The organism is Streptomyces sp. KL109B (genome assembly GCF_030766935.1).
GTDB lineage: Bacteria > Actinomycetota > Actinomycetes > Streptomycetales > Streptomycetaceae > Streptomyces.
Window position 1 is genome coordinate 351031 of record NZ_JASERL010000003.1, and the last position, 19883, is coordinate 370913.

A 19883-nucleotide genomic window follows, 5' to 3' on the forward strand; every position below is an offset into this window, starting at 1 on the left:
CCGCCTCACGCGTCCCGCACCCGCAGCGCGCCCCACCCCACCAGCAGCGCCCCGGCCGCGTACGCCGCGAGGACCGCGATGCCCGTCCAGGGCGCGAGGGGCGCGGTGCCGGGTCCCGTCGTCGTCTGCACGGCGAGGCCCGCCGTCATCGGGGAGAGCTGTTGTATCCGGTGCAGGACGTGCTCCGGCATCGTGATGATCAGCGTCGCGAGGTACGGGCCGTACAGCAGCGCCATGACCGCCCCGACGGCCGACGCCGCGTGCCGCACGGTCAGCGCCACCCCCACCGCGAGCAGCGCGACCAGCAGCAGATAGACGACCGTGCCGAGCGCGGCCCGCCACAACTCAGGGGATTCGTACGGGAGTTGGGGGGCGCCCTCCGGGTCGCCCGACAGGACCGCCCGTCCCGCGGCCAGGGACCCGGCGACCGCGGGGAGCGCGGCGGCCAGCACCGCCGCCGCGACCACCGCCGCCTTCGCGAGGAACACCGTGGAGCGCCGCGGATTCGCGGCCAGCGTCGTACGGATCATGCGCGGGTACTCGGAACAGACCACGGCGACCGCGACGAGGGCCGCCACAGTCTGCGCCAGATAGACGCCGGACAAGGACAGGGCCGTCGGGGCGAGGACGCCCTCCTCGCCCCTGCCCGCGCTCGCCGCGATCAGCGCGGTTCCGCCGACCATCGCGCCCGCCAGGCCCGCCGCCGTCCACAACTGGCCGGGAACGGTGCGCAGCTTGGTCCACTCGCCGTGCAGCGCGCGCCGGGTGTCCGCGCCCGTCATACGTCCCGCCCGGTGAGCCGCCACCGTGCCGCGCCGTACACCACCGCCACGTACAGGCAGAGCACGCCGAAGCCGGCCCACGGTGTCATGACGGTGTCGAGGAGCTGCCGGGTCTGCTGGATCGCGAGTCCCGCGGCCGGGGTGGCCCGGCCGACGAAATCGCTGAAGCCGATGGACGTGCTCTGCGCGACGATCGGCAGCACGACGAACGTCACGATCATCAGGACGACGGCCGGCACCGCGCGCCGCAGCAGCGCCCCGACGCCCAGGCTCAGGACGGCGGCCAGCGCGAGGAAGGCCGCGCCGCCGACGACCGCGCGCACCGTGGCAGGGTCGGTGAGGGAGGGGTCCGGGAAGAGCGGTGGGGCGAAGCCGTTGTCCCGCAGGATCGGCAGGGCCAGGTAGAAGTCGGCGACGCTCGCGACCAGGCCGACGGCGAACACCGTCGCGCCGAGCACGAGCGCCTTCGCGGCGAGGACACGGCCGCGGCGCGGGCTCGCGGTGAACGTGGTGCGCGCGGTCCCGGTCTTGTACTCGGAGGTGATGAACAGGACGCCGAGCGCGATCACGGCGATCGTCCCGATCTGGACGCCGTCGTCGACGGCCATCTTGACCAGGTCGGGCTGCCCGCCGAGCTGCCCCACCCCGCCCATGCCGAGGCCGCCCAGGTCGCCGCTGCCGGTGACCGTGAAGACGCCGTCGCGCTCGTGGAAGGGCGCGGGGGCGGCGGTGCGGTCGGGCATCTCGCCCTTGTGCGCGGGCTGGACGATGTCCGCCTGCCGCCAGTCGGCGCCGGTGGCGGCGCCCGCGGCGGGGAAGGCGACGTGGTCGAAGACGGCCCGGCCGACAGTGGCCACCGGGTGCATGCTCAGCTGCCCCGGGCCGGTCCGCCTCTCGTTCCCACGCGTCGGCGAGGTGACGAAGAGGCCCGCCTCGGCCGTCGTGGGCAGCCCGGTGACAGTGAGCGCGGCGACCTTGTGCCAGCCGCGGCCGTCGGCGGATTCGTAGCCGGTGACCCGGTCGCCGGAGCGTACGAGCCGCAGCCAGCGCGGCGCGCCGTCGCTCGCGGACCCGGTCCGTTCGTGTTCGCCGTCGGCCATCATCCGCACGCCGTGCTCCGGCGTCACCATCAGGGCGGCGTACGAGGATCCGCTCGCCGTGCCGTCCTTCAGGAGCAGGCCCGCCTTTGCCCAAGGGGCGCTGTTCTTCTGCGCCGCGACGCGGGTGGTGAAGGTGCCGTCGCCCGCGGCGGGGCGGTGCACGAAGCTGGAGCTGTCGTACTCGCGCGGGCCGCCGTAGTCGAAGCGGCTGCCGTTGGCCGAGGCAAGGGTCAGCAGCAGGCTCAGGGCGAGCAGCGCGAACAGGGCGAGGGGGGTGCTGCGGACGCTGCGCAGTTTGGTCCACTCGGCGCGCAGGGCGCGCACCATCGGCGCCTTCATGAGGAGACCTCCTGGGTCCCCTGGAGGCCTTGGTCTTCCTTGGCTGTGAACTCGGCTGCCTCACCCGTGAGTTCCATGTACGCCTCCTCCAACGTGGCACGGTGCCGGGCGAGTTCGGAGAACGTGATGCCGTGCGCGGTGAGCCGGGCGACGACGTCCTCGGCGGCCAGGCCGGTGACGGTGAGCGCGTCGGGCCCGGTCACGGCGACGGTGGCATCGGCGCCCGCGAGCACCGCGAGGGCCTCGGCGCGGCGGCTGGTGCGCAGCGCCATCCGCTCGCCGGACGCCTCGTCGAGCAGCGCGGCCACGCCGGTGTCGGCGAGCAGCCGTCCCCGACCGATCACGACGAGATGGTCCGCGGTGTCCTGGAGTTCGCTCATCAGGTGCGAGGAGACGAGGACCGTACGGCCCTCCGCGGCAAGGGACTTGAGGAAGCGGCGGATCCACTGGACGCCCTCGGGGTCGAGTCCGTTGACCGGCTCGTCGAGGATCAGCACGGGCGGGTCGCCGAGCAGCGCCGCCGCGATCCCGAGCCGCTGCCGCATGCCGAGGGAGAAGCCGCCCGCGCGTTTCCGCGCGGCGGGTGCGAGGCCGACCTGGTCGAGGACGAGGTCGACGCGGCGGCTCGGCAGCCCGTTGTAGTGGGCGAGCCACAGCAGATGGTCCCGGGCCCGGCGCCCGGGGTGCAGGGCCTCGCAGTCGAGCAGCGCGCCGACGGTCGACAGCGGGTCGTCGAGCCGCACGTACGGCCGCCCGCCGATGAGCGCGGTGCCGCTGTCGGGGGTGTCGAGCCCGAGCAGCATCCGCAGCGTCGTCGACTTCCCTGCCCCGTTGGGTCCGACGAACCCGGTGACCCGCCCGGCCGCCACGGTGAAGCTGAGCCCGTCCACCGCCACGGTGGACCCGTACCGCTTGCACAGCCCGCGGGCTTCGATCGTCATGTCGGTCATGGGAGTTGACGGTAGGGAAGGGCAGTGCGGGCGGGCGTCCCGCCGGGGCGTGGTTCGCGGGGGCGGCGGGTCCCCCGCCAGGGGGACGGGCACGGCCCTGCGACGGTCCGCTCCCCCCGCAGGGTGACGCCCCGAACCCCCGCCCCGCCGATAATGACCGCCATGACCTGGACCCGGGGCGACGGCCGGACCTCAGCGCGGGCGCTGGAACGGGCGCGGGCGCGGGAACGGGCGCACCGCATCGCCGCCGCCCGCGACCTCCCCTTGCTCACCGCCGCGGCACTGGCCTTCGTCGCCCTCGGCGAGGTCTCGGGCCGGGGCCACGGTCCGGCCTCCGAACTCGCCGGTCTGCCCGGTCTCCTCGCCGTGGCGCTCGGCGCGACTGTGCCCCTCGCCTTCGTCCGCACCCAACTCCTGCTCACCGCCACGGCCCTGACGACGGCCGCCCTGCTCGCCCCGATCGCGTACGGCCGGCCGCTGTACGCGGGCATCCCGGCGCTCGCCGCAGCCCTGTACGCGGTGGGGCGGCGGCGGCCGGGCCGCACCGCCGTCCTGTTCACCGTGCCGTTCACGGCGTACGCACTGACGGACGGGGCGGGTCCGTACGGCGTCGCCCTCCTCACGTGCGCGGCGGGCGCGGTCGGCGCGGGCAACGCCCGGCGCGCCAAGGCGGAGTCGGCCCGCCGGACCGCTGCCGACTGGGCGTACGCGGACACGGCGCTCGCCCATGCCGCGCTCGGTGAACGGGCCCGTATCGCACGGGAGTTGCACGACATCGTGGCCCACCACATCTCGACGATCTCGGTGCAGGCGGAGACCGCCCGCTACACGACGCCCGGACTGCCGCCGGAGGGCGCCGAGCGTTTCCTCGCGATCGGCGACACCGCCCGCCTCGCGCTCACCGAGATGCGCCGACTGCTCGGCGTGCTGCGCGAGGACGCCCCCGCCGAACCCGCCGCGCCCGCGCCGCGTTCCCCGCAGCCCGGCCTCGACCAGCTCGTCGCCCTCGTCGACGAGGCGCGCGCGGCGGGCGGCGGCGCCGTGCGCCTCATCGTCCGGGGGCGCGTCACCGCCCTCGGCCCCGGCCTGGAGCTCACCGCGTACCGGATCGTCCAGGAGTCCCTCACCAACGCGCGACGGCACGCGCCGGGCGTCGCCGTGGACGTGGAACTGCACTACAGGGAGGGCGAGTTGGCGATACGCGTACGGGACTGCGGCCCCGGTCCCGGTACCGGCTCCGCGCACGCCTCCGACACGCAGGGCCACGGCCTGCTCGGCATGCGCGAACGCATCGCGATGGCCGGCGGCACCCTGCACGCGGGCCCGGCCCCCGCGGGCGGCTTCTTGGTGGACGCCACCCTGCCCGTACGGAACCCCACCTCATGAACCTCACGGACGCCACGAACTCCATGGCCACCACCCGCATCGTGGTCGCCGACGACCAGGACGTCGTACGGGCCGGCTTCGGCGCCCTCCTCGACAGCCAGCCGGACTTCACGGTCGTCGGCAGCGCGAGCGGCGGCGCCGAAGCGGTCCACGTCTGCCGCGAGACCCGCCCCGACCTGGTCCTGATGGACGTACGGATGCCCGGTACGGACGGCATCGAGGCCACCCGTCGCATCAGCCGCGAGCTACCGGACACCCGCGTCGTGATGCTGACGACCTTCGACCTCGACGAGTACGTGTACGACGCCCTCGCGGCCGGGGCCAGCGGCTTCCTGCTCAAGGACATGCTCGCCGAGCGGCTCTTCGAGGCGGTCCGGATCGTCGCGGCGGGCGAGGCGCTGCTCGCGCCGACGGTCACCCGCCGCCTGATCGCCGAGTTCACCCGGCTGCGACCGCGCGCAGTGCCCGAACAGGCCCGCGCCGTCGGGGCGTTGACCCCGCGCGAGGCTGAGGTGCTGCGTCTGATCGCCGAGGGCCTGTCCAACCAGGAGATCGCGGCCCGCCTCGTCGTCGGCGCCGAAACCGTGAAGACCCACGTCAGCCGCGTCCTCGCCAAACTGGGCGTGCGCGACCGGGCGCAGGCGGTGGTGGCGGCGTACGAGTCGGGCCTGGTGGTGCCGGGGGCGGGCTGACGGACCCCTCGCTCCGCTCAGCCCGCCGATGGACCCGAATGTCACCCGGCCGAGGCACTCGCAGGCGGCGACGGCATCGTGTCCGTCGAGTCGTGCGTCTCGTCCGGCGCCACCCCCATCGTCAGGGACGCCACCACCCCCTTCGCGATGTGCTTCTTGGCGTACGTGAGGTGGAGCAGGCCGCCCTCCGTGCCGTTGCCGGGGTAGATGGTGTCGTCGTCGAGGGTCGTGCGGGTCGTCGTGTTCGTGGAGTACGGGGTGACCTCGGCCGAGGCGAGGACCGATTCCTCGGAGAAGAACAGTTGGCCGGTGTGGCAGGTGTGGCCGCCCTCGTAGCCTGCGTCCGTCCACTCGCCGTCGACGTGCACCTTGACGTGGATGTGCACGCAGCGGCCCGCGTACCAGCCGGGGAAGACCGTGCGGAAGGCGACGTGGCCGTGCTTGTCGGTCTTCCAGGTGCCGCGCAGGTAGCGCTCGTCGTCGGTGGGGTCCTGGTGGCCGCCGCCGGGTGGTGGGCCGGAGGGGTCGCCGGACGGCGGCTCGCCGGTGGGCTCTCCCGTCGGTGCGCCCGTGGGCGGGGTGCCGCCGCCGGGGCCGCCGGGGCCGCCGCCGCTGCCCACCGACTCGTAGCCCGAGTACACGCCCACCGCGTTGCAGTGCCAGATGTCGACGGCGGCGTTCCGCAGCGGGGCGCAGGTCTCGGCGTCGATCACCTTGAGGCCGAGGAGGAGCGGGATGCCTTCCTGGTCCTCGGTGATGTCGCGGCGGAGCTTGTCCGCGTCGATGTAGTACGGGCCTTCGGTGGTTTCCGTGGTGAGCTTGTAGCAGGCGTCCGACGTGGCGTCCGTGGCACCGGTCGTGGCTTCCTCGGCGGAGGCGCCCGTCGTGGCCAGTGTGCCGCCCACGCCCGCCGCCGCGACGGCCGCGCCGCCCGCGACGATCAGCTTACGGCGCGTCAAGTCTCGTCTGTGTGCCGGTACTTGGGGCACTTGGGGTTCTTGGGGTTCGGTCATGGGCGAGGACGTTAAGGGCCGAAGCTGTCAGGGGCATGAGTGCGGGCTGTGAATCGCACAGAGACGCCGAGGCCCCCGCTCCGGCGTGCGGAGCGGGGGCCTCGGCGGGGAAGCGGCGTCGGTTACTTCTTCTCGACCGGCTTGCGCAGCTGGATGTTGAGCTCGCGCAGGCGCGACTCGTCCAGCTCGGTGGGCGCACCCATCATCAGGTCCTGCGCGTTGCCGTTCAGCGGGAACGCGATGGTCTCCCGGATGTTCGGCTCGTCGGCGAGGAGCATGACGATGCGGTCGACGCCCGGGGCGATCCCGCCGTGCGGCGGGGCGCCGAAGCGGAACGCGCGGAGCATGCCCGCGAACTCGTGCTCGACGGTGTCGCGGTCGTAGCCGGCGATCTCGAAGGCCTTGAGCATGATGTCCGGCTCGTGGTTCCGGATCGCGCCGGAGGACAGCTCCGTGCCGTTGCAGACGATGTCGTACTGCCACGCCAGGATGTCGAGCGGGTCCTTCTCCTCCAGGTCCTTCATGCCGCCCTGGGGCATGGAGAACGGGTTGTGGGAGAAGTCGATCTTGCCGGTCTCCTCGTCCTTCTCGTACATCGGGAAGTCGACGATCCAGCAGAAGCGGAAGACGCCCTCCTCGAAGTGGCCCGCGCGCTTCGCGGCCTCGACGCGGACCGCGCCCATGATCTTCGAGACCTCGTCGAACTCGCCCGCGCCGAAGAACACGGCGTGCCCGGCGACCAGGCCGAGGCGCTCCGTGAGGACCTTCGCGTTCTCCTCCGTGAGGAACTTCGCGATCGGGCCCTGGAACGTGCCGTCCTCGCCGACGCGGATCCAGGCGAGGCCCTTCGCGCCCTGCTCGACCGCGTAGTCACCGAGGCCGTCGAAGAACTTGCGGGACTGCGAGGCGGTGTCCGGGACGGGCAGCGCGCGGACGTGCTTGCCGGCGAATGCCTTGAAGTCGCTGTCCGCGAACACGTCCGTGATGTCGACGAGTTCGAGCTTGGCGCGCAGGTCCGGCTTGTCGTTGCCGTACTTCAGCATCGACTCGCGGAACGGGATGCGGGGGAAGGGGCTCGTGACCTCGCGGCCGCCGCCGTACTCCGTGAAGATCTCCGTCATGAGCTTCTCGATCGGGCGGAAGACGTCTTCCTGCTCGACGAAGCTCATCTCGATGTCGAGCTGGTAGAACTCGCCCGGCGAGCGGTCCGCGCGCGCGTCCTCGTCGCGGAAGCACGGCGCGATCTGGAAGTAGCGGTCGAAGCCCGAGATCATCAGCAGCTGCTTGAACTGCTGCGGCGCCTGCGGCAGGGCGTAGAACTTGCCCGGGTTCAGGCGGGACGGGACGACGAAGTCGCGCGCGCCCTCGGGGGAGGTGGCGGTGAGGATCGGCGTCGCCATCTCGTTGAAGCCGAGGTCGACCATCTTCGAGCGGATCGAGGCGATCACGGACGAGCGCAGCATGATGTTGCGGTGCATGCGCTCGCGGCGCAGGTCCAGGAAGCGGTACTCGAGGCGGCGCTCCTCGCCGACCCCGTCGTCCTGGTTGATCTGGAACGGCAGCTGCTGCGCCCCGCCGAGCACCTCGACCGTCGAGACCTCGATCTCGATCTCGCCGGTGGGCAGCTCGGGGTTGACGTTGTCGGCGCCGCGGGAGACGACCTTGCCGTCGACGCGGACGACGGTCTCCTTGGTGAGCTTGTCGAGGACCTCGGCCGCTTCCGTGCCAGGGCGGGCGACGAGCTGCGTGATGCCGTAGTGGTCGCGCAGATCGATGAAGAGGATGCCGCCCAGGTCTCGGCGATTGTGCAGCCAGCCGCTCAGCCGGACGTCGGTCTCGACGTCAGTGGCGCGGAGCTCGCCGCAGGTGTGGGACCTGTACCGATGCATCGTCGTTCAGCTGCCTTTGCTTTTCGGGGTTCCCCGGGAGACAACCGGGATCTCCCCAAGGGTACCGGCCGCATCACCCCCTTTCCGGCGGAGCCTCCGGTGCCTTCCGGCGGAGCCTCTGGTGGCCGGGGACGATCACCTCTTCATACAGTGGGCGCATGCGCACTGGTGAGCCCCTCCCTCCGGTGGAGGCCGTCCTCGCCGCTCTCGCGACCGGCCTGTGGCGCTGGGACAACCGGGCGGGACTCGTCACCTTCGACCCCGAGGCCGCCCGGCTGATCGGGCTGCCCACCATCCCCGGCGGCGAGCCCGTCGCCCTGACGGAGGCCGCCGCCCGAGCCCGTTTCCACCCGGTCGACTGGAACGAGATGGACGGCATCGTGCAGCTCGCCGTCGCCGAGGGCACCCTCGCCGAGGCCCGGCTGCGCGTCATGGACGGACACGGCCGCGTGCTGCGCACCGTACGCAGCCGCTCCAAGCCGATCGCGCACGGCGACTCCCCCGACTCGTACGAGCTGATCGGCACGCTCCAGGAGGTGACCGAGCCGCCGCCGGAGGCCGCGTCCCGCACCCCGGTGACCGGGGACTGGCGGCGCTCGCGGGAGGCGTTCCTGCTGGACGCGGGGCGGGCGCTCGCGGAGGCCGGGTCCACGGAGGAGGTGCTGCGGGTCGCGGCGGGTCTTTCCATGCCGGGGTTCTCGCCGGAGGGCCTCGCGGTGTTCGGCGTCGCGGGCGACCGGCTCACCGTCATCGGGCACCACGGCCAGGAGGAGGGCGACGAGGCGCCGTTCACCGACATGGACCTGGCCACGGACTATCCGGGCGCCGAGGTCGTACGCACCGGGCGCGCGGTCTATCTGTCGTCGCCGGACGAGTACCGGGCCCGCTACCCGGCGGCCTGGCCGCTGGCCGCCCGCTTCGGACGGAAGTCGTGGGCGTTTTTGCCGCTGGTCGTCGCCGGGCACACGATCGGCGCGTGGATGGCGGGCTTCACGTACCCGGTGTCGTTCACGCCCGACGAGCGTTCGGTCCTCACCACGGTCGCGCGGATGCTGGCGCAGGCCCTCTCAAGGGCCGGGGCCGCCGAGTCGGAGCGGGAGCTCACGGACGGGCTGCAGAAGACGATGCTGCCCTCGCTCGGCCCGGAGATCCCCGGCATGACCATCGCCGCCCGCTATGTGCCGACCGGCGGCGGCCTCCAGGTCGGCGGCGACTGGTACGACATGATCCCGCTGCCGGGCGGTGGCATCGCCCTGGTCATCGGCGACGTACAGGGCCATGACGTGCGCGCGGCGGGCCTGATGGGGCAGCTCCGTGTCGCCCTGCGCGCGTACGCCTCCGAGGGGCACCGGCCGGACGCCGTGCTCTCCCGCGCCTCCCGCTTCCTCAACGGCATCAGCGAGGACGACACCGACCCCCGCTTCGCGACCTGTCTGTACGTGCAGGCCGACCCGGCCACCGGCGTCCTGGAGATCGCCCGCGCCGGGCACCCGGACCCCGCGATCCGGATGGCCGACGGCACGGTCCTCGCCCGCCCCACCGCGGGCGGCCTGCCCCTCGGCATCGACCCGGACGCGGACTACCCGACGACCCGCCTCGTCCTCGAACCCGGCGAGACGCTGCTGATCTGCACGGACGGCCTCCTTGAGACGGGCGGGCACGATCTGGACAGCGGCTGGTCGCGGGTCCGCGCGGCCCTGGAGTCCGGCCCCGCCGAGCGCCTGGAGGAGCTGGCCGACGCCCTGGTGCAGGCGGTGCACGGGCCGTCCTCGCACCACACCACGGGACCGCTCGCGGACCGCCGCGAGGACGACATCGCGCTGTTGCTGCTGCGCCGCACCGCCTCGGCGCTGCCGACGCTGGACCGGCGCACCGCGATGACCATCGCGCAGGCCGAGCCGGAGCGGATCGCGGCCGCCCGCCAGCAGGTGCGGGAGCTGCTGCACGACTGGGCCGATGACGACCAGCGCGACTCGGCGGTGCTGCTGGTCTCCGAGATGGTCACCAACGTCCTGGTGCACACCGACGGCGACGCGCTCCTGGTCGCCGAGATGACCCGGCCTGGCAGTGAACCGCGCCGCCTGCGCGTGGAGGTCGCGGACGCCTCCGACGATCTTCCGCACAAGCGCCGCCCCGGGGAACTGGCGTCCTCGGGGCGGGGGTTGGTGCTCATGGAGCTGCTCGCCGACCGGTGGGGCGTGGACCCTCGGGGCGAGGGCAAGAGCACCTGGTTCGAGCTCTACGAACCGTCGGCGTCGGTTTCACGTGAAACGGGTGACGCGGGTGCGGGGGGCTCGTCGACCGGGACCTCGGGCGCGTAACGCCTTCTCAACTCCCCGAGGATCCCGAACACCGCCGCCACCAGCGGCACCGCGAGCAGCATCCCGAGGATGCCCGCGACCGCCGCGCCCGCCGTGATCGCCAGCATCACCATCGCGGGGTGCATCTGCACGGTCCGCGACTGGATCATCGGCTGGAGGATGTGCCCCTCCAGCTGCTGCACCGCGAGGATGATGCCGAGCGTCCACAGGGCGATGATCAGCCCCCGGTCGGCGAGCGCGACCAGCACGGCGACGGCCCCGGACAGCGTCGCGCCGAGGTAGGGGATGTACGCGCCGACGAAGACCAGCGCGCCGAGGCCCACCGCGCCCGGCACTTGCAGGATCAGCAGCCCGATGGTGATGCAGATGGCGTCGATGAACGCGATGAACGTCGTGCCGCGCATGAACCCGGAGATCGCCTCGAAGGCCCGCCGCCCCATGGCCTCGACGACCTCGCCGTGCTGCGGGGCGACGGTGCGCGCGAGCCCCTTGGCGCGGTTGGAGTCCTTCAGGAAGAAGAAGGTGAGCAGCAGCGCGAGCACGCTGGTGGCCAGCAGCGAGCCGAGCGCGGAGAGCCCGGCGATCACGCCGTTGGCGAGGTTGGAGCCCCACTTGCCGACCTGGTCCTTGGCCTTGTCGGCGACGTCGCCGATGTCGTCGGCGCCGACGATGCCGACGTGGTCCCTGAGCCAGTCCCCGGCCTGCTGGAGCGAGTCGACGATCTGCTCGCCGGTGTCGATCAGCGCGGTGACCACGATGTAGCCGGCGCCGCCGACGACGGCGATGAGCGCGACGCAGGTGAGGATCGCGGCCAGCGCGCGCGGCAGCTTCATCCTGACGAGCCACTCGAAGACCGGGCCGAGCAGCGCGGCACCGAGCAGCGCGAGCAGCACGGGTGTGACGGCCGACTGGAAGATGATGACCAGCGCGATCCCGACGGCGGCGACCGCGGTGACCAGCAGGACGACGGCGCACCAGGCGGCGAGGCGGCGGGCGGGGTCGGGGAGGAGTGGCTTACCGGTCTGCACCCGGACAGTTGATCACGTACGGGAAGCGCCCCGCCTCCCGGCCGGGTCCGGCCGGGTGACGGGGCGTCACCTGTGATGTCTCATCAGGTGTGCGGCAGGCGCTCCTTGCTGGGGATGACGCCCAGGCGTCCGGCCTGGAAGTCGTCGAAGGCCTGCTGCAGTTCGGCCTTGCTGTTCATCACGAACGGGCCGTAGTGCGCCATGGGTTCGCGGATCGGCTGCCCGCCCAGGATGACCACTTCGAGGTCGGGGGTGTTGCCGTCCTGCGACTCGTCGGCGCGCACGGTCAGGGACGAGCCCGCGCCGAACACGGCGGTCTGTCCTGTGTGCACGGGGCGCCGGTCGGTGCCGACGGTGCCCTTGCCCGCGAGCACGTACACGAGCCCGTTGTAGTCCTCGCGCCAGGGCAGCGTCGCCTCGGCGCCGGGGCGGACGGTGGCGTGCACCATCGTGATCGGCGTGTGCGTGATGCCGGGGCCCTCGTTGCCGTCCAGCTCACCGGCGATGACGCGCAGCAGCGCGCCGCCGTCGGCGGTGGTGAGCAGCTTGACCTGGCCGCCGCGGATGTCCTGGTACCGCGGGTTCTTCATCTTGTCCTTGGCGGGCAGGTTGACCCACAGCTGGAGGCCGTGGAACAGGCCGCCGGACATGACGAGCGACTCGGGCGGCGTCTCGATGTGCAGCAGTCCTGAGCCCGCCGTCATCCACTGGGTGTCGCCGTTGGTGATGGTGCCGCCACCGCCGTGCGAGTCCTGGTGGATGAAGGTGCCGTCGATGATGTACGTGACGGTCTCGAAGCCGCGGTGCGGGTGCCAGGGCGTGCCCTTGGGCTCCCCGGCCTCGTACTCCACCTCGCCCATCTGGTCCATCATGATGAACGGGTCGAGGTACTTGTAGTTGATCCCGGCGAACGCGCGGCGAACCGGGAATCCCTCGCCTTCGAAACCGCTCGGCGCGGTGGTCACAGCGAGCACGGGGCGCGCCACGGCGTCCGCCGGCGCGGCCACGTGGGGCAGGGTCAGCGGGTTCTCGACGGTCACAGCGGGCATGGCGGCCTCCTCGGGGTCTGCCTCCAATTTAGTTGAACGGTGAACATTCAGCAAGTCGCCGACTATTCCCGGGCATGCGAAAGGCCCGGACGCCGTGGGGCGTCCGGGCCTTTTGAAGAGCGCGTCCAGGCCTTTTGAAGAGCGGGGGTCAGCCGTACATGCGGCGCATCGCGAAGTCGACCATCTCCTCGACCGCCTTCGCGTCGAAGACCATCCGGTGCTCACCCTCCATGTCGAGGACGAAGCCGTAGCCGGTGGGCAGCAGGTCGATCACCTCGGCGCCGGTGATGACGAAGTACTTGGACTCCTTGCCCGCGTATCTGCGCAGCTCCTTGAGCGTGCTGAACATCGGGATCACCGGCTGCTGGGTGTTGTGCAGCGCGAGGAACCCGGGGTTGTCGCCGCGCGGGCAGTAGACCTTCGACGAGGCGAAGATCTGCTGGAAGTCCTCGGCGGACATCGAGCCCGTGGTGAAGGCCCGGACCGCGTCCGTGAGCGAGGGCGGCGACGGCTCCGGGTAGAGCGGGCCGGCCTGCTGCCCGTACCCGCCCTGCGGCGGCGCGTACTGCTGCCCGGCACCCGGGCTCTGGTCGTAGCCGTACATGAGGGAAAGACTACCGAGGCCCGTGGGGCTGCGGGGCGGGAGCACCAAGGCGCCGCGTTCGTCACAGATGGGCCACTGGGGGTTGATTCTTATTACCGACGGGTAGCATCCTGGTGGTTACTAGTTGGTATGCGTACGAGGACACGGAGCCGTCGCCATGGGGCACTACAAGTCGAATCTCCGCGACATCGAGTTCAACCTCTTCGAGGTGCTCGACCGCGACAAGCTGTACGGCACCGGCCCGTTCGGGGACATGGATGTCGACACCGCCAAGAGCATCCTCGAAGAGGTCGCCCGCCTCTCCGAGAACGACCTGGCGGAGTCCTTCGCGGACGCCGACCGCAACCCGCCGGTCTTCGACCCGGAGACCAACACGGCGCCGGTCCCCGACTCCTTCAAGAAGTCGTACAAGGCCTTCATGGACGCCGAGTACTGGCGCCTCGGCCTGCCCGAGGAGATCGGCGGCACCACCGCCCCGCGCTCCCTCATCTGGGCCCACGCCGAGCTGATCCTGGGCGCCAACCCGGCGATCTGGATGTACTCCTCGGGCCCGGCGTTCGCCGGCATCCTCTTCGAGGAGGGCAACGAGCGGCAGAAGAAGGCCGCCGAGATCGCCGTCGACAAGCAGTGGGGCTCGACGATGGTGCTGACCGAGCCGGACGCCGGTTCGGACGTCGGCGCCGGCCGCACCAAGGCCGTCGAGCAGGCGGACGGCTCCTGGCACATCGAGGGCGTGAAGCGCTTCATCACGTCCGGTGAGCACGACATGTCGGAGAACATCCTCCACTACGTCCTCGCCCGCCCCGAGGGCCACGGCCCGGGGACGAAGGGGCTTTCGCTGTTCCTGGTGCCCAAGTACGAGTTCGACTGGGAGACCGGCGAGCTGGGCGAGCGCAACGGCGTCTACGCCACCAACGTCGAGCACAAGATGGGCCTCAAGGCCTCCAACACGTGCGAGATGACCTTCGGCGACCAGCACCCCGCCAAGGGCTGGCTGATCGGCGACAAGCACGACGGCATCCGCCAGATGTTCCGCATCATCGAGTTCGCCCGCATGATGGTCGGCACGAAGGCGATCTCGACGCTGTCGACGGGCTACCTCAACGCCCTCGAGTACGCCAAGGAGCGCGTCCAGGGCGCCGACCTCGCCAAGAGCACGGACAAGACCGCGCCGAAGGTCACCATCACGCACCACCCCGACGTACGCCGCTCCCTGATGACGCAGAAGGCGTACGCGGAGGGCATGCGGACCCTGGTGCTCTACACGGCCTCCGTGCAGGACGCGATCCAGGTCAAGGAGGAGGCGGGCGAGGACGCGGCCGCCGAGCACGCGCTCAACGACCTGCTCCTGCCGATCGTCAAGGGCTACGGCTCCGAGAAGGGCTACGAGCAGCTCGCGCAGTCGCTGCAGACGTTCGGCGGCTCCGGGTTCCTCCAGGAGTACCCGATCGAGCAGTACATCCGTGACTCGAAGATCGACACGCTCTACGAGGGCACGACGGCCATCCAGGGCCAGGACTTCTTCTTCCGGAAGATCGTCCGCAACCAGGGCGCCGCGCTGAACACGCTCTCCGAGGAGATCAAGAAGTTCCTCGCCGTGGAGACCGGTGGCGAGGAGCTGACGGCGGCCCGCGAGGCGCTCGGCAAGTCGGCGTCCGAGCTGGAGGCCATCGTCGGCCTCATGATCAACGACCTGGTCGCCACCGAGCAGGACGTGAAGTCCATCTACAAGGTGGGCCTCAACACGACCCGCCTGCTGATGGCCTCCGGCGACGTCGTCGTCGGCTACCTGCTCCTCAAGGGCGCGGCCGTCGCCGCCGAGAAGCTGGCGGCCGGCGCCGCGGGCAAGGATGTCGCGTTCTACCAGGGCAAGATCGCCGCGGCGAAGTTCTTCGCGGCGAACGTCCTGCCGGGCGTCACCGGTGCGCGCAAGCTCGCGCAGACGACGAGCGAGTCGGGCGTCGACCTGATGGACCTCGACGAGGCGTCCTTCTAGACCCTGTCGTGGTGAAGGCCCGCCGTCCCCCGCACGGGACGGCGGGCCTTTCCGCGCCTGGCCTACCCTTTGCTCATGAACACCGCCTCCCGCCCCTTCGATCGTGGGCACACCGACGACCTGATGTCCTTCCTCGCGGCGAGCCCCACGCCGTACCACGCCGTGGCCAACGTGGCCGCGCGCCTGGAGAAGGCGGGCTTCCAGCAGGTCGCGGAGACCGACGCGTGGGACGGGAGCAGCGGGGGCAGGTTCGTCGTCCGCGGCGGCGCGATCATCGCCTGGTACGTGCCGGAGGGCGCCGCCGCCCACACCCCGTTCCGGATCGTCGGCGCGCACACCGACTCCCCGAACCTGCGCGTGAAGCCGCAGCCCGACATGGCGAGCAACGGCTGGCGGCAGATCGCCGTCGAGATCTACGGCGGTCCGCTGCTCAACTCGTGGCTGGACCGGGATCTGGGGCTCGCGGGTCGCGTCTCCCTCCGCGACGGCACCGAGCGGCTCGTCAACGTCGACCGCGCCCTGCTGCGCGTACCGCAGCTCGCCGTGCACCTGGACCGCTCCGTCACGACGGACGGCCTCAAGCTGGACAAGCAGCGCCACATGCAGCCCATCTGGGGGCTCGGCGGCGACGTGCACGAGGGCGACCTGATGGCGTTCCTGGAGGACGAGTACGGGCTCGGCCGCGGTGACATCACCGGCTGGGACCTCATGACGTACGCGATCGAGGCGCCCTCCTACCTGGGCCGCGACAAGGAACTCGTCGCCGGGCCCCGCATGGACAACCTGCTGTCCGTGCACGCGGGCGCCGCCGCCCTCGCCGAGGCCGCCAAGCGGGAGGACCTCCCGTACATCCCCGTGCTCGCCGCCTTCGACCACGAGGAGAACGGCTCGCAGTCCGACACCGGCGCCGACGGCCCGCTGCTCGGCGGCGTGCTGGAACGTTCCGTGTTCGCGCGCGGCGGCTCGTACGAGGACCGGGCGCGCGCCTTCGCCGCCACGATCTGCCTCTCCTCGGACACCGGGCACGCCGTGCACCCCAACTACGGCGAGCGCCACGACCCGACGCACCACCCGCGCGCGAACGGCGGCCCCATCCTCAAGGTGAACGTCAACAACCGCTACGCCACGGACGGCAGCGGCCGGGCCGTGTTCGCGGCGGCGTGCGAGAAGGCGGGCGTGCCGTTCCAGTCGTTCGTGTCGAACAACGCGATGCCGTGCGGCACCACGATCGGCCCGATCACCGCGGCCCGGCACGGCATCAAGACCGTCGACATCGGCGCCGCGATCCTGTCCATGCACAGCGTGCGCGAACTGTGCGGCGCCGACGACCCGTTCCTGCTGGCGAACGCGCTGACGGCCTTCCTGGAGGGCTGAGTACCGCCTCCAACTGCGGTGTGATGCGGAGGGGTTCGGGGGTACCCGGGCCCCTCACGCATTTCCGTACGCACCTTTCCGTACGCACCTTTCCGTACACACCGCAGGAGGCGGGCCTCATGAGTCTGGGAGGTTGCATCATCCTGGTCGCCGTCGGCGCGATCCTCGCGTTCGCGACCGACTGGCACATGGAGAGCGTCAACCTCGACCTGGTCGGCTGGATCCTGATGATCGTCGGCCTGATCGGGGTGTTCGTGTTCCGCAGCGTCGGGCGGCGCCGGGGCCTTGTGCCACCGGCCAACCGCACCACCGTGATCGAGGACGAGCGGGACCACCGGCACATCTGAGCGCACGCCCGGCGATATTCTCGAACGTCAGCGATGTCGGTCGGGTCCGCCAGGAGAGTGCACGTACATGGAGTTCCAGCTCCTCGGTCCCGTGTCGATCAACGGCGGTGCGGGGCCCGTGCCGCTCGGGCCCGCCAAGCGGCGCAGCCTGCTGGCGACGCTGCTGCTCAGATCGCCCGCCGCGGTCTCCGTCGACACGCTCACCGAGGCGCTGTGGGAGGACGAGCCGCCGCAGCACGCGCGCACCGTCATCCAGGGGCATGTGTCCCGACTGCGCGCGCTGATGTCCGAGGCGGGACTCGACGCGTACGAGGTGGAACTGACCACGCACGGGCGGGCGTACGCGGTTCAGCTGCCGGAGACGCTGCTCGACACGCGCCGCTTCGAGGACCTGGTGACGCTGGCCGGGCGCCAGCGCGACCCGGCGGACGCGGCGCTGATGCTGCGGGAGGCGCTCGCGCTGTGGCAGGGGCCGGCGTTGGGCGGCACCGTCGGTACCGCGCCGCTGCTCGCCGCCGCGGGTGCCCTTGAGGAGCGCAGGCTCGCCGCGGTCGAGCAACTCGCCGCCGTGTACGCCGTGTTGGGTGAGCACGAGCGGGCCGTGGCGCTGCTGAGCCGGGAGGCCGTCGCGCAGCCGTTGCGGGAGCCGCTGATATCCGCGTTGATCCGGGCGTTGTACGGGGCGGGGCGGCAGGCCGATGCCCTGGACCAGTATCACCGCACCCGTAGGGAGCTGGCCGAGGCGATGGGGGTTGATCCGGGGCCGGTGTTGCGGGAGGCGTACGAAGGGGTGTTGGCGGGTGGTGGTGGGGCGGGGCCCGCCGGGGGTTCGGCTCGGCCCCCGTTGCCTACGCCGCGGGGCTCTGCCCCGGACCCCGCTGCTCAATCGCCGCAGGGGCTTGATTTGGCCGCGCCCGGCGCTCATGCACCGCAAGGGCTTGAAATGCCGGCACCCGCGCCGCAGGGGGTTGAGGTGTCCGCGCCCGGCGCTCATGCACCGCAGGGGCCCGATTTGTTGCCGCGGGTGCCGCGTGGGTTTTATGGGCGGTGGGGGGAGTTGGGGGCGTTGGGGCGGGCTGTTGGGGGTGTGGGGGCGCCCGTTGTGGTGGTTACCGGGCCTGCCGGGGTTGGGAAGACCTCGCTTGTTGTGCACTGGGCGCATGGGTGCGTCGAGGAGTATCCGGGTGGGCGGCTCTTCGCCGATCTGCGGGGGCACAGTGGCGGTGCGGGCGAGCAGGGCGTCCGGCCCGTCGACGTACTGCGGGAGTTCCTGCTCGCGCTCGGTGTGGAGGCCGCGGCGGTGCCCGGGTCGGAGGATGCCGCGGCCGCCATGTTCCGGTCCCTCGTGAAGGGGCGGCGGATGCTCGTCGTGCTCGACAACGCGAAGGACTCGGCGCAGGTGCGGCCGTTGCTGCCGGGCGGAGCCGACTGCGTCACCGTCGTCACCAGCCGCACCCGGCTCGACGGCGTCATGGCCTCGGACTGGGCGACCCCGGTACCCGTCGACGTGCTCGGCGAGGACGACGCCGCGGGGCTGCTCGCCGCGACGCTCGGCACGGACGCCGGTGACGACGAGGCCGTAAGGGAAGTGGCGCGGCTCTGCGACGGGTTGCCGCTCGCGCTGCGCATCGCCGCCGCCCGGCTCCGGGGCCGTCGGCACTGGACCGTCGCCGACCTGGCCGGGGAACTCGCCGATGAAGACGGCCGGTTGACATTGTTGGCCGCCGAGGACACCGGGGTCGAGGCCGCCCTGCGTGCCTCCGTCGCCCGGCTCGCGCCCGCCGACGTCGGGCTGCTCGGCGCGCTCGGGCACGCGTTCACGCGGGAGAGCGACGCGTACGTCGCCGCGGCCGCCGCCGGAATCCCGCTCGCCGAGGCCCGCGCGGGACTCGACCGGCTCGCCGCCGCCCACCTCGTCCAGGAGGCCGCGCCCGGCCGCTACGGACTGCACGATCTCGTACGGCTCTACGCGCGCGGCCTGCCCCGCGAGGAAGCGCCCGAGGCGGTCACCCGGCGCCTGGTCGACCACTGGCTGCGGGCCCAGCACGCCGCCGTCGACGTGTTCGACCCCACCGGTGCGCGGACCGTGGCGCTGCCCGAAGGGTGCGGAGGGGAGGCGACCGTCCCCGCGTTCGCCGAGCGCGACGCCGTGTTCGGCTGGTTCCTCGCGGAGCAGGAGTCGCTGATGGGGGCCGTCGCCGCCGCCGGCCGGCTCGGCGACGAGGACCGCACCTGGCGGATCGCCGCCCTGCTGTGGCCGCTCGTCCACTGGCACCCGCACCCCGGCTGGCAGCAGCCGCTGCGCACGGCGCTCGCCGCGGCCGAACGGATCGGCTCCACCCAGGGCATCGGCTGGCTGCGGGCCGTCACCGGCATGCTGTTCGTGGAGACCGGGCAGTTCGCGCGGGCCGAGACGCTGCTGGCCGGGGCGGTGGCGCCGCTGCGCACCTTCGCGCCCGAAGTCTCCTGCCAGGTCCTCGTCATGCTCGCCGTCGCCCGCCACCGGCACGGCGACCCGGCCGGCATGCTCGACGCGCTGGCCGACGCGGCGCACGACGCCCGCACCGCCCACCATCCGATCGCCGAAACCCTGGACCACTACCACGCCACCCATGTCGCCCTCGCCGAAGGCGACTTCGCGAAGGCGGCCGAGCACACGACCCGCTGCCTCGCCGCCGTCCCGGAGAACGAGATCGCCGGCTGGCGGCCGCTGATCTGGGAGTCGTACGGCATCGCCCTGCACTACAGCGGACTGCACCAGGAGGCCCGCGAGGCGCTGCTCGCCGCCGTGGCCGCCAACGAGGAGGAGGACCTCCCGGCGCGCACGGTGCGGACGCTGTCCCGGCTCGGGGACGTCGCCGCGGTGCTCGACGAACCGGACTCGGAGGCCGCGTACCGGGCCAGGGCGGAACAGCTTCGCCAGTCCCTCACACCCTCAGCACATACCCTCTCACCTGCGACAACGGCGCGTTAGTCAGGTGTTAGCGGAACGGCAGCGGCGGGCGGCAGGGTC

Annotated in this window: 15 protein-coding genes; 7 read left to right on the forward strand and 8 right to left on the reverse strand. The window is 72.1% G+C overall.

The window, feature by feature from the left end; all coding sequences use genetic code 11:
* Positions 1–5 precede the first annotated feature (5 nt).
* From RBJ65_RS12925 to RBJ65_RS12935, 3 genes are read right to left on the reverse strand one after another with little or no spacing between them, the layout of a single operon-like run.
* Positions 6–782, reverse strand: coding sequence for a hypothetical protein (locus RBJ65_RS12925; protein WP_306323827.1), 777 nt, complete (start codon positions 780–782; stop codon positions 6–8).
* Entirely contained in the window at positions 779–2221 is a 1443-nt protein-coding gene (locus tag RBJ65_RS12930) for a hypothetical protein (RefSeq protein ID WP_306323826.1), read from the reverse strand. Before RBJ65_RS12930 ends, RBJ65_RS12925 begins: the two co-directional genes overlap by 4 nt.
* Positions 2218–3171 (reverse strand): ABC transporter ATP-binding protein, encoded by a 954-nt coding sequence (locus tag RBJ65_RS12935; RefSeq protein WP_306323825.1) that lies wholly within the window; start codon positions 3169–3171, stop codon positions 2218–2220. The genes RBJ65_RS12930 and RBJ65_RS12935 overlap by 4 nt, the downstream gene beginning before the upstream one ends.
* A gap of 162 nt (positions 3172–3333) precedes the next feature.
* On the opposite strand from RBJ65_RS12935, the gene RBJ65_RS12940 reads away from it, so the two are divergent.
* Both RBJ65_RS12940 and RBJ65_RS12945 read left to right on the forward strand, forming a co-directional pair.
* Positions 3334–4557 (forward strand): sensor histidine kinase, encoded by a 1224-nt coding sequence (locus tag RBJ65_RS12940; RefSeq protein ID WP_306323824.1) that lies wholly within the window; start codon positions 3334–3336, stop codon positions 4555–4557.
* Entirely contained in the window at positions 4554–5249 is a 696-nt protein-coding gene (locus tag RBJ65_RS12945) for a response regulator transcription factor (protein ID WP_306323823.1), read from the forward strand. Before RBJ65_RS12940 ends, RBJ65_RS12945 begins: the two co-directional genes overlap by 4 nt.
* Positions 5250–5290: 41 nt before the next feature.
* Here RBJ65_RS12945 and RBJ65_RS12950 read toward each other — a convergent pair whose 3' ends face one another.
* Positions 5291–6262 carry an intradiol ring-cleavage dioxygenase gene (locus tag RBJ65_RS12950; RefSeq protein ID WP_306323822.1) on the reverse strand — a complete coding sequence of 324 codons (972 nt, stop codon included), beginning with the start codon at positions 6260–6262 and terminating at the stop codon, positions 5291–5293.
* Between the two features lie 122 nt (positions 6263–6384).
* Positions 6385–8151 (reverse strand): aspartate--tRNA ligase, encoded by a 1767-nt coding sequence (gene aspS, locus RBJ65_RS12955; protein ID WP_306323821.1) that lies wholly within the window; start codon positions 8149–8151, stop codon positions 6385–6387.
* A 158-nt stretch (positions 8152–8309) separates the two neighbouring features.
* Between aspS and RBJ65_RS12960 the strand changes: the two genes are divergently transcribed.
* Positions 8310–10472, forward strand: coding sequence for a SpoIIE family protein phosphatase (locus RBJ65_RS12960; RefSeq protein ID WP_306323820.1), 2163 nt, complete (start codon positions 8310–8312; stop codon positions 10470–10472).
* Here the strand turns inward: RBJ65_RS12960 and RBJ65_RS12965 are convergent.
* From RBJ65_RS12965 to RBJ65_RS12975, 3 genes are all read right to left on the reverse strand, one after another.
* On the reverse strand, positions 10391–11500 hold the full coding sequence (locus RBJ65_RS12965) for an AI-2E family transporter (protein WP_306323819.1): 1110 nt from the start codon (positions 11498–11500) through the stop codon (positions 10391–10393). The genes RBJ65_RS12960 and RBJ65_RS12965 overlap by 82 nt on opposite strands.
* An 83-nt stretch (positions 11501–11583) precedes the next feature.
* Complete coding sequence (locus RBJ65_RS12970; RefSeq protein WP_306323817.1) at positions 11584–12549, reverse strand: pirin family protein; 966 nt, start codon at positions 12547–12549, stop codon at positions 11584–11586.
* Positions 12550–12697: 148 nt separating this feature from the next.
* Positions 12698–13153: an SseB family protein gene (locus tag RBJ65_RS12975; RefSeq protein WP_306323816.1), complete on the reverse strand. Its 456-nt coding sequence runs from the start codon at positions 13151–13153 to the stop codon at positions 12698–12700.
* Between the two features lie 157 nt (positions 13154–13310).
* On the opposite strand from RBJ65_RS12975, the gene RBJ65_RS12980 reads away from it, so the two are divergent.
* The 4 genes from RBJ65_RS12980 (at position 13311) to RBJ65_RS12995 (ending at position 19844) form a co-directional block, all read left to right on the forward strand.
* Positions 13311–15149 (forward strand): acyl-CoA dehydrogenase, encoded by a 1839-nt coding sequence (locus RBJ65_RS12980; RefSeq protein WP_306323815.1) that lies wholly within the window; start codon positions 13311–13313, stop codon positions 15147–15149.
* Positions 15150–15224: 75 nt separating this feature from the next.
* Positions 15225–16523, forward strand: coding sequence for a M18 family aminopeptidase (locus tag RBJ65_RS12985; protein WP_306323814.1), 1299 nt, complete (start codon positions 15225–15227; stop codon positions 16521–16523).
* Positions 16524–16642: 119 nt separating this feature from the next.
* Positions 16643–16870, forward strand: coding sequence for a DUF6458 family protein (locus tag RBJ65_RS12990; protein ID WP_306323813.1), 228 nt, complete (start codon positions 16643–16645; stop codon positions 16868–16870).
* Positions 16871–16937: 67 nt separating this feature from the next.
* Positions 16938–19844: a BTAD domain-containing putative transcriptional regulator gene (locus RBJ65_RS12995; RefSeq protein WP_306323812.1), complete on the forward strand. Its 2907-nt coding sequence runs from the start codon at positions 16938–16940 to the stop codon at positions 19842–19844.
* The last annotated feature ends 39 nt before the right edge of the window (positions 19845–19883 follow it).

Coding starts and splice junctions, on each gene's coding strand:
- RBJ65_RS12925 (WP_306323827.1), bottom strand. CDS start 782: ATGACGGGCGCGGACACCCGGCGCGCGCTGCACGGCGAGTGGACCAAG.
- RBJ65_RS12930 (WP_306323826.1), bottom strand. CDS start 2,221: ATGAAGGCGCCGATGGTGCGCGCCCTGCGCGCCGAGTGGACCAAACTG.
- RBJ65_RS12935 (WP_306323825.1), bottom strand. CDS start 3,171: ATGACCGACATGACGATCGAAGCCCGCGGGCTGTGCAAGCGGTACGGG.
- RBJ65_RS12940 (WP_306323824.1), top strand. CDS start 3,334: ATGACCTGGACCCGGGGCGACGGCCGGACCTCAGCGCGGGCGCTGGAA.
- RBJ65_RS12945 (WP_306323823.1), top strand. CDS start 4,554: ATGAACCTCACGGACGCCACGAACTCCATGGCCACCACCCGCATCGTG.
- RBJ65_RS12950 (WP_306323822.1), bottom strand. CDS start 6,262: ATGACCGAACCCCAAGAACCCCAAGTGCCCCAAGTACCGGCACACAGA.
- aspS (WP_306323821.1), bottom strand. CDS start 8,151: ATGCATCGGTACAGGTCCCACACCTGCGGCGAGCTCCGCGCCACTGAC.
- RBJ65_RS12960 (WP_306323820.1), top strand. CDS start 8,310: ATGCGCACTGGTGAGCCCCTCCCTCCGGTGGAGGCCGTCCTCGCCGCT.
- RBJ65_RS12970 (WP_306323817.1), bottom strand. CDS start 12,549: ATGCCCGCTGTGACCGTCGAGAACCCGCTGACCCTGCCCCACGTGGCC.
- RBJ65_RS12975 (WP_306323816.1), bottom strand. CDS start 13,153: ATGTACGGCTACGACCAGAGCCCGGGTGCCGGGCAGCAGTACGCGCCG.
- RBJ65_RS12980 (WP_306323815.1), top strand. CDS start 13,311: ATGGGGCACTACAAGTCGAATCTCCGCGACATCGAGTTCAACCTCTTC.
- RBJ65_RS12985 (WP_306323814.1), top strand. CDS start 15,225: ATGAACACCGCCTCCCGCCCCTTCGATCGTGGGCACACCGACGACCTG.
- RBJ65_RS12990 (WP_306323813.1), top strand. CDS start 16,643: ATGAGTCTGGGAGGTTGCATCATCCTGGTCGCCGTCGGCGCGATCCTC.
- RBJ65_RS12995 (WP_306323812.1), top strand. CDS start 16,938: ATGGAGTTCCAGCTCCTCGGTCCCGTGTCGATCAACGGCGGTGCGGGG.